At 41.3% G+C, this 12,565-nt stretch carries 13 protein-coding genes; 10 read left to right on the top strand and 3 right to left on the bottom strand.

Annotated elements, in window-relative coordinates:
• Positions 1-26: 26 nt before the first annotated feature.
• Positions 27-1,328: an adenosylmethionine--8-amino-7-oxononanoate transaminase gene (gene bioA, locus MTF68_RS02080; RefSeq protein WP_248461516.1), complete on the bottom strand. Its 1,302-nt coding sequence runs from the start codon at positions 1,326-1,328 to the stop codon at positions 27-29.
• A 92-nt stretch (positions 1,329-1,420) separates the two neighbouring features.
• On the opposite strand from bioA, the gene bioB reads away from it, so the two are divergent.
• From bioB to htpX, 6 genes are all read left to right on the top strand, one after another.
• Positions 1,421-2,461 (top strand): biotin synthase BioB, encoded by a 1,041-nt coding sequence (gene bioB / locus MTF68_RS02075; protein WP_004586639.1) that lies wholly within the window; start codon positions 1,421-1,423, stop codon positions 2,459-2,461.
• A gap of 11 nt (positions 2,462-2,472) precedes the next feature.
• The gene (locus MTF68_RS02070) at positions 2,473-3,630 is read left to right on the top strand and encodes an 8-amino-7-oxononanoate synthase (RefSeq protein ID WP_248461515.1); all 1,158 of its coding nucleotides are present in this window, start codon (positions 2,473-2,475) and stop codon (positions 3,628-3,630) included.
• Positions 3,627-4,523: a methyltransferase domain-containing protein gene (locus MTF68_RS02065; protein ID WP_248461514.1), complete on the top strand. Its 897-nt coding sequence runs from the start codon at positions 3,627-3,629 to the stop codon at positions 4,521-4,523. Before MTF68_RS02070 ends, MTF68_RS02065 begins: the two co-directional genes overlap by 4 nt.
• A gap of 29 nt (positions 4,524-4,552) precedes the next feature.
• Positions 4,553-5,236 carry a dethiobiotin synthase gene (bioD, locus tag MTF68_RS02060; RefSeq protein ID WP_096739629.1) on the top strand — a complete coding sequence of 228 codons (684 nt, stop codon included), beginning with the start codon at positions 4,553-4,555 and terminating at the stop codon, positions 5,234-5,236.
• A gap of 145 nt (positions 5,237-5,381) precedes the next feature.
• Positions 5,382-6,953: an FAD-dependent oxidoreductase gene (locus tag MTF68_RS02055; protein WP_248461513.1), complete on the top strand. Its 1,572-nt coding sequence runs from the start codon at positions 5,382-5,384 to the stop codon at positions 6,951-6,953.
• Between the two features lie 229 nt (positions 6,954-7,182).
• Positions 7,183-8,046 (top strand): protease HtpX, encoded by an 864-nt coding sequence (gene htpX / locus MTF68_RS02050; protein ID WP_024033579.1) that lies wholly within the window; start codon positions 7,183-7,185, stop codon positions 8,044-8,046.
• 82 nt (positions 8,047-8,128) lie between these two features.
• On the opposite strand, the gene gloA is transcribed toward htpX, so the two are convergent.
• A complete protein-coding gene (gene gloA, locus MTF68_RS02045) occupies positions 8,129-8,656 on the bottom strand; it encodes a lactoylglutathione lyase (protein ID WP_248461512.1) in 528 nt (175 codons plus the stop codon).
• 185 nt (positions 8,657-8,841) lie between these two features.
• On the opposite strand from gloA, the gene MTF68_RS02040 reads away from it, so the two are divergent.
• A complete protein-coding gene (locus MTF68_RS02040; protein ID WP_248461511.1) occupies positions 8,842-9,351 on the top strand; it encodes a YetF domain-containing protein in 510 nt (169 codons plus the stop codon).
• An 82-nt stretch (positions 9,352-9,433) separates the two neighbouring features.
• Here the strand turns inward: MTF68_RS02040 and MTF68_RS02035 are convergent, their stop codons facing one another.
• Entirely contained in the window at positions 9,434-10,054 is a 621-nt protein-coding gene (locus MTF68_RS02035; protein ID WP_058550084.1) for a trimeric intracellular cation channel family protein, read from the bottom strand.
• Between the two features lie 415 nt (positions 10,055-10,469).
• On the opposite strand from MTF68_RS02035, the gene MTF68_RS02030 reads away from it, so the two are divergent.
• From MTF68_RS02030 to MTF68_RS02020, 3 genes are all read left to right on the top strand, one after another.
• A complete protein-coding gene (locus MTF68_RS02030; RefSeq protein ID WP_248461510.1) occupies positions 10,470-11,078 on the top strand; it encodes a cold shock domain-containing protein in 609 nt (202 codons plus the stop codon).
• A gap of 300 nt (positions 11,079-11,378) precedes the next feature.
• The gene (locus tag MTF68_RS02025) at positions 11,379-11,852 is read left to right on the top strand and encodes a hypothetical protein (RefSeq protein WP_248461509.1); all 474 of its coding nucleotides are present in this window, start codon (positions 11,379-11,381) and stop codon (positions 11,850-11,852) included.
• A 5-nt stretch (positions 11,853-11,857) separates the two neighbouring features.
• Positions 11,858-12,463 carry a hypothetical protein gene (locus tag MTF68_RS02020; RefSeq protein WP_248461508.1) on the top strand — a complete coding sequence of 202 codons (606 nt, stop codon included), beginning with the start codon at positions 11,858-11,860 and terminating at the stop codon, positions 12,461-12,463.
• Positions 12,464-12,565: the final 102 nt, after the last annotated feature.

Genomic DNA, 12,565 nt, shown 5'->3' with positions numbered 1-12,565 from the left:
TATGCCTCTTAGGTATAATTTAACGCTTAGCAGTAATGCTTACCTGCAATTGCAGTGTAAATGGCATCACATAAGGTGTTTATACTGGCTGAGTCACTTATATACGGGGGCATTAGGTAAATAAGTTTACCAAAGGGTCTAATCCATACGCCTTGCTCTACAAAAAAGGCTTGAATTTTAGCAACATCTACATTGCCAGCAGCATCAGTTAGCTCTACAACACCTATTGCGCCTAAGGTACGCACATTGGCTACCGCATCTAATTCATTGCACTTTTTAAGCTGTTGTAGTTGAGTGTTTATATCGCTAATGCGTTGTTGCCAATCCTGCGCCAAAAGTAAATCTATACTGGCGCACGCAACCGCACAGGCAAGCGGGTTGCCCATAAATGTAGGTCCGTGCATCAAAACGCCGGCTTCGCCTTCACTAATGCCTATGGCTATTTTATCACTGGTTAGTGTGGCCGAAAGGGTCATTGAGCCACCGGTAAGGGCTTTGCCAATACATAAAATATCGGGCTCTATATTAGCGTGCTCTACAGCAAATAATTTACCTGTGCGGCCAAACCCTGTGGCTATTTCATCGCAAATCAGTAATACATTATATTGCGTGCATAATTTACGAACGCAGGCTAAATACGCGGGGTGATAAAAGTTCATGCCGCCGGCGTTTTGTACTATGGGCTCAATAATAAAGGCGGCTACCTCGTGGTGGTGCGTTTTAAAGTATTGTTCAAGCGTTTGGGCTTCTGCTTGGTTAAACTCGCCATCAAATTTACTTACAGGGGCGGGTACAAACACATGCTCTGGTAAAAAACCTTTATACAAACTGTGCATAGAATTAACCGGATCGCACACGCTCATAGCGGCAAATGTATCCCCATGATAACCCTTATACGGTGTCATTAATTTTTGCTTGTGTGTAAACCCTTGGCTTAACCAATATTGCAGCGCCATTTTAATCGCTACTTCTACACTTACCGAGCCGCTATCGGCTAAAAACACCTTAGTTAAACTTTTTGGGGTAATTGTAATAAGCCTTTTACACAGCTCTACCGCGCTGTTATGGGTAATGCCGCCAAACATTACATGGCTCATGCTATTAATTTGTTCAATCATGGTGTTATTTAATACCGGGTGATTATAACCATGAATTGCGCTCCACCATGAGGCCATGCCATCAATGAGTTGCTCGCCGGTTTCTAGGTAAATTAAATTATGATTTGCATGAGTAACAGGATAAACCGGAATAGGCTGTGTCATTGATGTGTAAGGGTGCCAAATATGGTTACGATCAAAATCAAGGTCAATCGTTTGTTTTTTATTCATATGTAAACTTTAACGTGGTGGGTTTCGTTGACAATGGTACTTCAAGACGTAGACTAATCCAACATCACCACTGAGAAAAATAAGAGACTACTATGGAACTTGCACCTGTTCGCCACGATTGGACCCACGCCCAAGTAAAGGCATTATTCGAAATGCCATTTAACGATTTATTATTTAAAGCAGCATCGGTTCATCGCGCTAATTTTAATCCTAACGAAGTACAAATATCTACTTTATTATCTATTAAAACAGGGGCTTGCCCAGAGGATTGTAAATACTGTCCGCAATCGGGGCATTATAAAACCGACTTAGAGCGCGAGCGCCTACTAGAAGTAGAAAAAGTGGTAGAGCAAGCACGCCTAGCTAAACAAAAAGGCGCAACCCGTTTTTGTATGGGCGCAGCATGGTCAGATCCAAAAGACAGAGACATGCCGTATATTTCTAAAATGGTAAAAGAAGTAAAAGAACTTGGCCTAGAAACCTGTATGACGCTTGGTAAACTTACCAACGAAAAAGCACATGAGCTAAGTAGCGCAGGGCTTGATTACTACAATCATAACCTTGACACTTCGCCTGAATATTACGAGCAAATTATATCAACGCGCACCTTTGAAGATAGATTAAACACCATAGATCACGTACGCGATGCCGGCATGAAAGTATGCTCAGGCGGTATTGTCGGTATGGGCGAGCAAGCAAGCGACCGTTACGGTTTATTAATGCAGCTGGCAAATTTACCACAACAACCAGAAAGCGTACCTATTAATATGCTGGTAAAAGTAAAAGGCACACCGCTTGAAAACGTAGACGATTTAGATCATTTTGAATTTATACGCACTATAGCTACTGCCCGTATTATGATGCCACACAGCTATGTGCGTTTATCGGCAGGTCGCAGCGCCATGAACGAGCAAATGCAATCAATGTGCTTTTTTGCAGGCGCTAACTCAATATTTTATGGTGATAAGCTACTGACTACCGAAAACCCAGAGGCCGATGCCGACATGAAGCTAATTAAAAAATTAGGCATGAACCCAGAAAAACACCAAGACTACTCAGACGAAGCCGTTGCCGCATCACTGTCATCGCAAGTGGCCGATAAAGCAACGTCAGCCTTATTTTACGAAGCCTAAGCTTACCCTTTATGCCATTTGAATTTTTAAATACGCATTTGCAGCAACAACAGCAACATGCGTTATTACGTAAACGCCATGTGGTGCAGCGCGCTACAGCACGTACCATTACGTTAAATAACGCAACGTACCTTAATTTTGCCAGTAATGATTACCTAGGCTTTGGTGATTGCAGTATTAACCTTGAGCAAAACAACGTACTCGGTAGCCACAGCTCACCCTTAGTTACTGGGTATCAGGTGCAGCAACACCAGCTAGAGCAATACTTATGTAGTGCGCTTCGCTACGAGGCAGGCATGTTGTTTAACTCGGGGTTTAGTGCAAATAGCAGTGTAATTAAAGCGCTGTTTAACGATAAAAACGCTGCGCAAAACAGTGCAATTTTTCAAGATAAACTCAACCACGCCAGTTTGATTGACGGCGCAATGCACTCAAATGCCGCATTGATCCGCTTTAACCATAACGATTTAAAGCATTTACGTTCGCGGCTCGAAAAATCAAAAGCACACAATAAGCTAATTATTAGCGAGGGGGTGTTTTCGATGGATGGCGACACCGCCCCTATAAAAGAGTTGCTTGCTTTAGCTAAAGAGCACAATGCTTGGCTTATGATTGACGATGCACATGGTTTTGGTGCACTAGGTAAAACCGGTTTAGGTAGCTGTGAGGCATTATTAGATGAAGGCTTAGCACTTCCCGATATACTGGTTATTACTTTTGGAAAAGCAGTAGCAAGCAGCGGAGCCTGTGTATTAGCAAATAATGAATTTATTAATTACATGCTGCAGTTTAACCGCGACTACACGTATTCAACCGCTATGTCGCCGCTTATGGCTGCACTTACGCTTACGCGCTTGCAAGCCATTAAATGTGCAGATGTTAAACGCGAGCAGCTTAGTAGTAACATTGCTTTTTTTAAGCAGCTTTGTAAACAACATGCCATTGCGGTAATGGAGTCAAACACTGCTATTCAGCCCATTATACTTGGCTGCGCCGAACAAACGTTACACGCAGCACAAAGGCTAAAACAGCAGGGTATTTGGCTAACCGCTATTCGCCCACCCACGGTTGCGCACAATACCGCGCGGTTACGTGTAACCTTAACAGCGGCGCATACTCATGCAGATATAACAGCACTTGTTGAGCAATTAAAAGGCGCAATAGCATGATTGCGCAGGCTTTAGCTCATACCCACAGTAAGCAAGCTTTAAATAAAAAGCCAGCGCTTTTACCTATAAATGGGGCTTCACAAAAGCGTGCGCTTATACAAAGTGCTGAGCAAGTACGCCCTCATACAGCGCTTAAAAAGGGGGCGAATGATAAGTTTTCTAAAGCAGCTGAGCAGTACAACAGCCATGCCAATGTACAAAAACAGGCAGCAAGCGATTTATTTAAATTAATAAGCTCCCAGTCATGCAACCAAAGTAAGCGCTGTGTAGATTTAGGAGCTGGCCCACTGGTTAATACCTCACAGCTAAGCAAACAATACGGCCAAGTGATTGCGATAGATTTAAGCTTAAACATGCTTAAAAGCGCTGCATTAACTAACCCAAAAGTTTGCGCCGATATGGATAACCTGCCGCTACAAGCCAACAGTATTGACGCCATATTTAGTAATTTTGCAGTGCAGTGGTCGGCTAATTTTGAAAAATTAATGCATTCGCTTTATAAAAGCTTAAAGCCTGGCGGGCAGGCTTATATAAGCACAGTTGTTGCGGGTTCGCTTAACGAAATTAAAACAGCGTTTGCAGCGCTTGATAACCGTAGCCATATAAATACCTTTAATACACACGCTTATATAAACCGGTCGGTCCAAAAGGCAGGGTTTAGTATTAATAGTTCGCAAAAAGTAATTTATACCGATTGTTATTCAAGCCCATTAAAAGCCATCAAATCTATTAAAGCCATTGGTGCTACAACGCAAAATCATGCTAATTCACGCCAAGGGTTATTAACGAAGTCGGCGCTACAACGGGTATGTAATGCCTATCCGCTTTTAAACAATCAAGCGTGTGTATCTTACCATGTGGTATTGTTATCATTACAAAAAAGCCATGAGTAGCTAATACTAAAATTAATCAAGGCAGTAAAATGAAAGAATTTTTTATTACCGGTACCGACACCGACGCCGGAAAAACCCACGTGACTAGTTTGCTATTAAAGCTACTTGCCCAACATAAAAAAAACGCAATTGGCTTTAAGCCACTTGCCGCAGGCTGCGAAATGGCGTTTGATCAGCTAGTAAACGCCGATGCACTAATGCTAATGGAAAGCGCCACGGTAAGTGCCAAATACGATGTAATAAACCCCTTTGCCTTTGCGCCGCCTATTGCGCCGCACATAGCCGCAGAGCAAGTAGGGGTTAATATTACGCTCGATAAACTAAGCACAGCGTACTCAACACTTAAACAACAAGGTGCCGATTACCACCTAACCGAAGGCGCTGGTGGCTGGGCACTGCCAATTAATAACACCGATTATTTATACGACTGGGTTAAGGCCGAGCAACTACCCGTAATTTTAGTAGTAGGCATGAAACTAGGCTGCTTAAACCATGCTTTACTTACCGCTGCCCATATGCAAAGTTTAGGCATTAACTGTGTAGGCTGGATTGCCAACCAAGTAGACCCAAATATGGACGAATACCAAGCTAACCTTGATTCGTTAAAGGCACGCTTGCCATTTCCTATTTTGGCTATAAGCCCATACAGCGAGCAAACCCCTAAACTACAAATATACAAAACCTTACTAAATACCCTCAATATACAGAGCTAATTGTGGCTGCTTTGCGCTTTTAAATGCGAAGCAGTTTTTATATAAAATACATGAGCTTATTAATTGTATTTACGCCTTGAAATTACCCCCTTTAGTACACATATTACAAGTTAAAGCTATTGTTACTAAGGAAATAAACCGCTACATGACGCACCCATACATTAAACGCTTCGCTCAAAACACACAGGTAACGGGGGAACCCGAGGTAAAGCCAATTGCTCAGCCTAAAAGCCGTGTGGGCATTTTAGGTGGCGGCACAGCAGGGGCAACAATAGCTATTCGATTGGCAGCGCTAGGGATTCATACCACTATTTTTGAGAAAAAAAAGTCACTTATAGATGGCCCACCTATGTGCCATTTACACGCCGGAGGTAATTTATACCGTGAAATACCAGACGAAGACTGCATAGATTTACTCAAGCAATGTATCGATATTTTACGCTTATACCCCTATACCATAGATGTACGCCCAACCGTGTTTGCAGTGCCAACGCGCGATGACGATTCACCCGATGATTTACTACCAAGATTAAATAAAATCACCAACGCGTATAAAGAGTTAGTAGAGCAAGACCCTAACAACAAAGTACTTGGCGAGCCCGACAATTACTACCAGCTGTATAGTCATGAGCAAATGATAGCGCTGAGTAAAGAAGAGCAGGTTGCAGAGCCTAAAACGCTAGATGAGTGGATGATCCCCGTTGCTAAGCACCTAAACTTAAACAAAGTAAAATACCCGCTAATTGTTGCTCAAGAATACGGGTGGAATATATTTAGGTTATCGGCCAGCGCCCAACTTGCGCTTGCCCAGTACGAACACGCTAATGTACTTACCAGCACAGAGGTAAAGCAAGTCAGCCAAGCTGAGCAAACCAGTGCTAATAGCCAATCGCCAACCTGGAAAATTGAATACCAAAACAACCAAAGCGACTCTACGCAAACAGTAGAGGTAGACTACCTTATTAATGCCTGTGGCTTTCAAACCGGTATTGTAGATGACATGGTAGGCGTAGAGGCCAAACGTATGGTCGAATTTAAAGCCTCTTACATTACGCATTGGCAAGGCGCTGGCGGGCAAATTCCGGAAATTATTATCTATGGTAACCGTGGCACGCCAGAGGGCATGGCACAACTAACGCCTTATCCTAATGGCTATTATCAAATTCATGGTATGACCAACTCAATTACCTTGTTTAACGATGGCCTAGCCGATACCAACAAGCAAAGTGCACAGCCGCAATTGCCAGCTAAATACTTAAATTACATAAACAATGGGTGGGATCAGCGGGTACTAAAAGCACGTAGCCAAAAAGCGATTGATTATGTCGCCGAGTTTGTTCCGGCATTTAAAAACGCCAACACGCAAAACAATGCCTTGTTTGGTGGCCAGCAAATCCCAGGAGAAGACGACACCTTGCGCGTCGCAGATGTTAGCTTATATTCGCATATTAGCTACGCACGTGCCGAAAACGTAAAAGCGTCATCTACCTTAATCGCTGCTGATGAAATAGTGGCTGAATTTACTAAACTTGGCTTAATAAGCGACGATGCGCGCATAAATGAGCATCGTACTCATCACCAGTGGACGTATCTTCAACAACACAACCATGCAGATATAACCAAGGTTGCACAATTACTCGCAAAAGAGCGCGGTTTTCCTACAGATATGGCAACAATTAATAATTGCATTACAAGTAGCGGCATAACCAGCAACTAATTGTTTTTATTGGCGTAACGAGGTTTAATAACTGCGTTACGCCACTCTTTACTCCGTTTTTAAACTCCCCAAAAAATTTATTAATAAACCTGCAAATATCCCTTGCGTTATGACATAGTTTGTCACAGAATAGCCTCAACGTGATGACATAGTGTGTCATCACGTAATGATTGCTTTAACCTAGTTTAATTTTATGTTCGGTGAGCAAACCTATTTTTGTGAGGACAATATGAAACGTATATTTTTGTTTTTATTAACTAACCTAGCGGTTATGTTGGTATTAGGTGTAGTGCTTTCAATAATAATGAGCGCGCTGGGTTTAAGCCATCGTAGCCTTGGCGGAATATTACTTATAGCCTCTGTATTTGGCTTTGGTGGCTCGTTTATTTCGTTATTTATGTCTAAGTGGATTGCAAAAAAATCAACTGGCGCACAGGTAATTACACAACCGCGCAACGAAACCGAGCACTGGCTTGTACAAACGGTATCAGCACAAGCTCAAAAAGCAGGTATAAAAATGCCTGAAGTAGCAATTTACGACAGCCCAGAAATGAACGCCTTTGCAACCGGCCCAAGCAAAAACAACTCGCTTGTGGCGGTAAGCACAGGTTTATTACATAACATGAATCAAGACCAAGCCGAAGCCGTACTTGCCCACGAAGTATCGCACGTTGCTAATGGCGACATGGTAACGCTTACGCTAATACAAGGCGTGGTAAATACCTTTGTAATATTTGCCGCAAAAGTACTGGCAGGCATAGTTGATAACTTTTTAAATGGCGATGAAGAAGAGGGCGGTAGTAGCTGGTCTTACTTTTTATTCGATATGTTATTCCAAGTTGTATTTGGTGTGCTTGCAAGCATAGTGGTAGCAAGTTACAGCCGTAAGCGTGAATTTGCAGCCGACAGCGGCGCAGCTAAATTAGTAGGTGCAGACAAAATGCGTTCAGCGCTTGAGCGATTAAAGCAAAACCACCCGTCGCAATTACAAGGCTCAATGATGGCCTTTGGTATAGCAAGTGGTAAAGGGATGGCTGAACTGTTTTCATCTCACCCACCGCTAGATGCGCGAATAGACGCCCTGCGTAAATAAGCTAACTCTTATTTAAAAACACAAAAGCCAGCTAATTAGCTGGCTTTTTAGTATGTGGTAACCGGTTTATTAAGCGTTCAGGCTATTTACCAAAAATAATATCGGTAATGCCCTCTGGTGAGAGTATTTCTATCCAGTAGCCGTCAGGGTCTTTTATAAATGCTAGGCCCTTCATTGAGCCATCATCTGGCTTTTTAACAAATTCTACATTGTATTTTGCAAAGCGCTCACTGGCAGCGTATACATCGGGTACGCTAATGCCAATATGGCCAAAGCCTTTAGGCTCTTGGTTACCGCTGTGGTAGCCCTCAAAGCTATCGTCGTCTTCTGTGCCCCAGTTATGGGTAAGCTCGATTAGTGCAGGGCGACCAAATACCCATTTAGCTTTGGTTTTATCATCACCTTGCGGCTGCTCTGGCTCGTAGCCTAAAAAGTACAGCGTAAACTTCATTTCAGGAAAGTCATACTTACCTAACAGCTTCATACCTAATACGTTTTGATAAAACTCGAGCGACGGTTTGGGATCTTTAATACGCAACATAGTTTGCTGCATCACATAGCCTTTAGTGGCCTGTTCAATTTGCTCTGGCGATTCGTTATAGCTAGACATGGTAATCCTTTGTATAAATTAAGAAGCGAAAACTTAGATATAATGCTTAAGTTATCATAATCAACCATCGTCTAAATTTAAACTGCTTTAAATTACTATTGCCTATCTTATTCATACAGTTTTAATTTGTAAGCATGTACGGTTTAACTAAAGGCTATACGTAATTTTAACTACAGGGAGTAACTATGTTTTTTGATGATATGCAGGGCTTAATACGCGTACTTATTATTGGCGTACTTGGTTATGTAGCGCTGGTGTTTTGGCTGCGTATATCGGGTAAGCGTACGCTTTCTAAATGGAACGTGTTTGATTTTATTGTCACTATTGCGCTGGGCTCTATTTTAGCCTCGGTGATTATTACAAAAAGCGTTGCGCTGCTAGAGGGCATGCTCGCGTTTATTGTGTTAATAGGGCTGCAATATTTTATTACGTGGCTAAGTGTACGCTCATCTAACTTTGCTTCGCTTATAAAAGCAGAACCTACGCTATTGCTGAGTAATGGAGAATATTGCACGGCGGCACTTAAATCGCAGCGGGTAACTAAATCAGAAATTCGCGCTGCCATTCGTGGTGCGGGTATATTAGCCATAGATGATGTAGCCGCTGTAGTGCTAGAAACCGACGGCAGTTTTAGCGTACTTAAGCAAAATAACAGTGGGTTAAAAACCGCGTTAAGTGATGTAAGCGAGCAATAAAGTAAGGCGCTATTACTTATACTTATACTTATATTAATTAAGGCAGGTTTAATTCCTGCCTTATCATTTATTAAAGCCTAATTTATTTAGCGTGCTGCTCTAACAAACTAAAGGTAGGTAAACGCCACTTAAAGCGAATTGACGCCATACGTATTAAGTAGCCTGCAACAAGGCTTACAATAATGCTGATATTGTCATCAATATTGTAATGGTGCAGTGCCAAGAATAAGCAGGCAACAAGTAACGATACACTCGCGTATAGCTCGTTATGTAATACCAACGGCGCTTGGCGACATATTAAATCGCGCAGTAAGCCACCAAAAACACCCGTTACAACCGCAGCCACAACACAAATACCATAGTGCAGGCCCATATTTAGCCCAACTTGGCAGCCAATAATGCTAAACGCCGCAAGCCCTAGCGCATCTAAGCGCATAAAAATGCCTTTAAATTTAACCACCCACTTAGCAAGCCACGTAGTCACAATGCCCGCTATACAAGTAATTAAAAGGTATTCAGGGTGCTGAACCCAGGTAAGCGGGTAATTGCCAAGTAAAATATCTCGCACACTGCCACCACCAATTGCTGTTGCACTGGCAACCAGTACAACGCCAAACCAATCCATTTTCATTCGCCCAGCGCTAAGTGCGCCGGTCATGGCTTCTGCAGTAATACCAATAATATAAACAACGGTTAATAGCATGAGATAATCACTTGAAAATTGCACGTAAAAATAAGGTGTGGATTGTATAGATAAATTAAGTAAATAACGAATGAAAAATCACACTAAAAACGCTTAATTCAGATAGAAATAACTAATAACAAAACCGAGTGTAAACAAGCTGTTAAGCTAATCGCTTCGCAAAAGTTAGCTGTCGTAGAATAAAGGACAAATGGCCGTAATTTATAAAATAAAACAGGCTATTTTTTGCTGTTTTTTAAAGCTCAAAGATCGGTATTTTCCCTATACGGTTAAGTGTTTTGCCAACTAATTGGTGTGTTTAAATTAACCTAATATGAATATTTGGTTGCGTGGTAGCAATTTAGGAACGTATACTAACGATTCTTAACTTAAATGGAATTTGCGTAATCGCAGCTTAATCAGCACAGGTAAATACATGAACAAAGGATTGTTAAAAGCGTGGAATGACGAAAAGGGCTTTGGTTTTATTAAATCAGACACCTTAGCGCACGACACCTTTATACACATTTCAGCGCTCAAACATATGAGCCGCAAGCCAAAAGTGGGCGACACCATCTATTTTGAAGTTGCTACACAGCCCGATGGCAAAACCAAAGCCGTTAATTGCCGGATAGAAGGCGTAACTGCACTTAAAGTCACGCCTAAAAAATCAAACCATCATCGTGTTGCTAAATCTAATTTTACCGATAGCTTTTTAGGCAAAGTAGCCTCAATTAGTATTATCGCCGTACTTGGTTTTGTCGCAGTTAATAAATACAGCCATTATAAAAGTAACGAGCAATTTAATAACAACACACCTGTTATTACCAACGCCGATTTAGCCACTTTTGACGAGCAATATCCAAAAAGCGTTATTCCAAAAAGCACGCAAAATTATACCTGCGATGGCAGGCAGCACTGCAGCCAAATGACCTCACGTGCAGAGGCGGTATTTTTTATAAATAACTGCCCGAACACAAAAATGGATGGCGATAGGGATGGTTATCCGTGTGAGAACGATACAAGGTTTCAAAATGAGTGGTAATTTTATAAATCGATTAGTAAAGGTTAAGTTTAAGATAGGTTTTACTATGCCTGTATATAAGCACAGTTATTCGCAGTTTGTCCCATAACATCATTTAAAGGCTAAATAACAAAGGTCATTGAATAACTCTTGTAGCTAGTTGTTGTTAATAGAGTTATTTAGCGTAAATATCGAACAATGTAATATGCGCCGTTTTGGGGTGTTATAAACCACCAAAGTGGGGTTCAATAAGCTGTTAGAAAACGAATTAATTAATATTATCTGGTACGATTATCAAAAAATAAGTAGTTGGAGGTTTATGTGTCTACAAGTTTAAATTTGGTTCTGTATCGAACTAAAGATGGGAAATTAATTGAAGAAGATTTGAAAACAGTCCGATGTGAGGAGATTTCAGGCTCTCTTCTAGAGAAAATTAAATCAGAATTTCCAATGATAGAGCGGCAAGTTTACTTTGATGATTCCTTAACAGAATCGTTTGATATTGATTGCTTTTCTGTTTCAGATACAGATGGGGTTTGTAAACTTTTAGAAGATATGTTTTTAGAACTTTTGAGGTTTGAAAACAATCGGCTAAATAGTGAGCAAGCTGATTCCTCTGCTCTCCAAGGTAAATCAACTAAGCTTGCTGCAGATATTCATTCAGATGAAAATCAATCAAGCCCAATTGAATTGGCTGTAGTGCGTTTCCGAATATTAACTGGAATCATTGGCATATTTACTGAAGCAAGAAATAAATTCAGTGATGATATTGGTATTGTAATTAAGCTGGGATGAAACCTATGAGTGAGAATAATGATAATAACCCAGCGCCAGAAGTGAAAGCTGAGGCCAATAGCGACTCAAAGCAATCAACCGTAAAATCACCTGGGGATTTAGCAAGACGTGCAGAGCATCTATGCCAAGCAACTTTGGCTACTCATGCTGCAAATTCAGATAGCCTAGAAGTCACAAGACCCACGGTTACAAATTGCCCTGATGGCGGACACGACATAGGTGTGACAGGTCAAACCGGAGAGGTAAAAGAGTTAGTTTCGACCCTAACTGGACAGTCTACCAATAACCTAGAATTTCTAGATAAAAGCGCTAAAAATGGGAAGCTTAAAGTAAGAATTGATGTCAAAAATGGAAAAACTATATCTGCAGATGTTATTGATAAACATGCTGCTGATTCAAATAGAAGTCCTGACTGTCAAGTTAACTTGCTTGTTCTTACGAATGAAAGTGTCAAAGTAACCCCAGCAGCTCAAAAAAAGTTAAATGAACAACAAAAGCTTTTCAAAGAGAACGGTACATTAGTTGATATAGCATCACCTGACGGGTTAAAGAAAGTAGAGTCAAAGAATAAGGCTATCGAAAAAACTGAAACAGAGAAGAAGTCTTCTTAGTTGTGGATATTTATGTACTGTCGTTTTCTAACAAGTTTCTAAGCGTTATATGCTTTGAGTTACTCCAACTACTGGTAAAGCACCTGATATGGAAGTTTGAAG

Source organism: Pseudoalteromonas sp. 2CM37A, assembly GCF_023161885.1.
Classification (GTDB): domain Bacteria; phylum Pseudomonadota; class Gammaproteobacteria; order Enterobacterales; family Alteromonadaceae; genus Pseudoalteromonas; species Pseudoalteromonas atlantica.
Note: the sequence above shows the minus strand (reverse complement) of the source record. Positions and strands in the feature narration are given on the sequence as shown.

Bases quoted from the DNA above. Each gene is read 5' to 3' on its own strand.
- bioA (WP_248461516.1), bottom strand. From the start codon at position 1,328: ATGAATAAAAAACAAACGATTGACCTTGATTTTGATCGTAACCATATT.
- bioB (WP_004586639.1), top strand. From the start codon at position 1,421: ATGGAACTTGCACCTGTTCGCCACGATTGGACCCACGCCCAAGTAAAG.
- MTF68_RS02070 (WP_248461515.1), top strand. From the start codon at position 2,473: ATGCCATTTGAATTTTTAAATACGCATTTGCAGCAACAACAGCAACAT.
- MTF68_RS02065 (WP_248461514.1), top strand. From the start codon at position 3,627: ATGATTGCGCAGGCTTTAGCTCATACCCACAGTAAGCAAGCTTTAAAT.
- bioD (WP_096739629.1), top strand. From the start codon at position 4,553: ATGAAAGAATTTTTTATTACCGGTACCGACACCGACGCCGGAAAAACC.
- MTF68_RS02055 (WP_248461513.1), top strand. From the start codon at position 5,382: ATGACGCACCCATACATTAAACGCTTCGCTCAAAACACACAGGTAACG.
- htpX (WP_024033579.1), top strand. From the start codon at position 7,183: ATGAAACGTATATTTTTGTTTTTATTAACTAACCTAGCGGTTATGTTG.
- gloA (WP_248461512.1), bottom strand. From the start codon at position 8,656: ATGTCTAGCTATAACGAATCGCCAGAGCAAATTGAACAGGCCACTAAA.
- MTF68_RS02040 (WP_248461511.1), top strand. From the start codon at position 8,842: ATGTTTTTTGATGATATGCAGGGCTTAATACGCGTACTTATTATTGGC.
- MTF68_RS02035 (WP_058550084.1), bottom strand. From the start codon at position 10,054: ATGCTATTAACCGTTGTTTATATTATTGGTATTACTGCAGAAGCCATG.
- MTF68_RS02030 (WP_248461510.1), top strand. From the start codon at position 10,470: ATGAACAAAGGATTGTTAAAAGCGTGGAATGACGAAAAGGGCTTTGGT.
- MTF68_RS02020 (WP_248461508.1), top strand. From the start codon at position 11,858: ATGAGTGAGAATAATGATAATAACCCAGCGCCAGAAGTGAAAGCTGAG.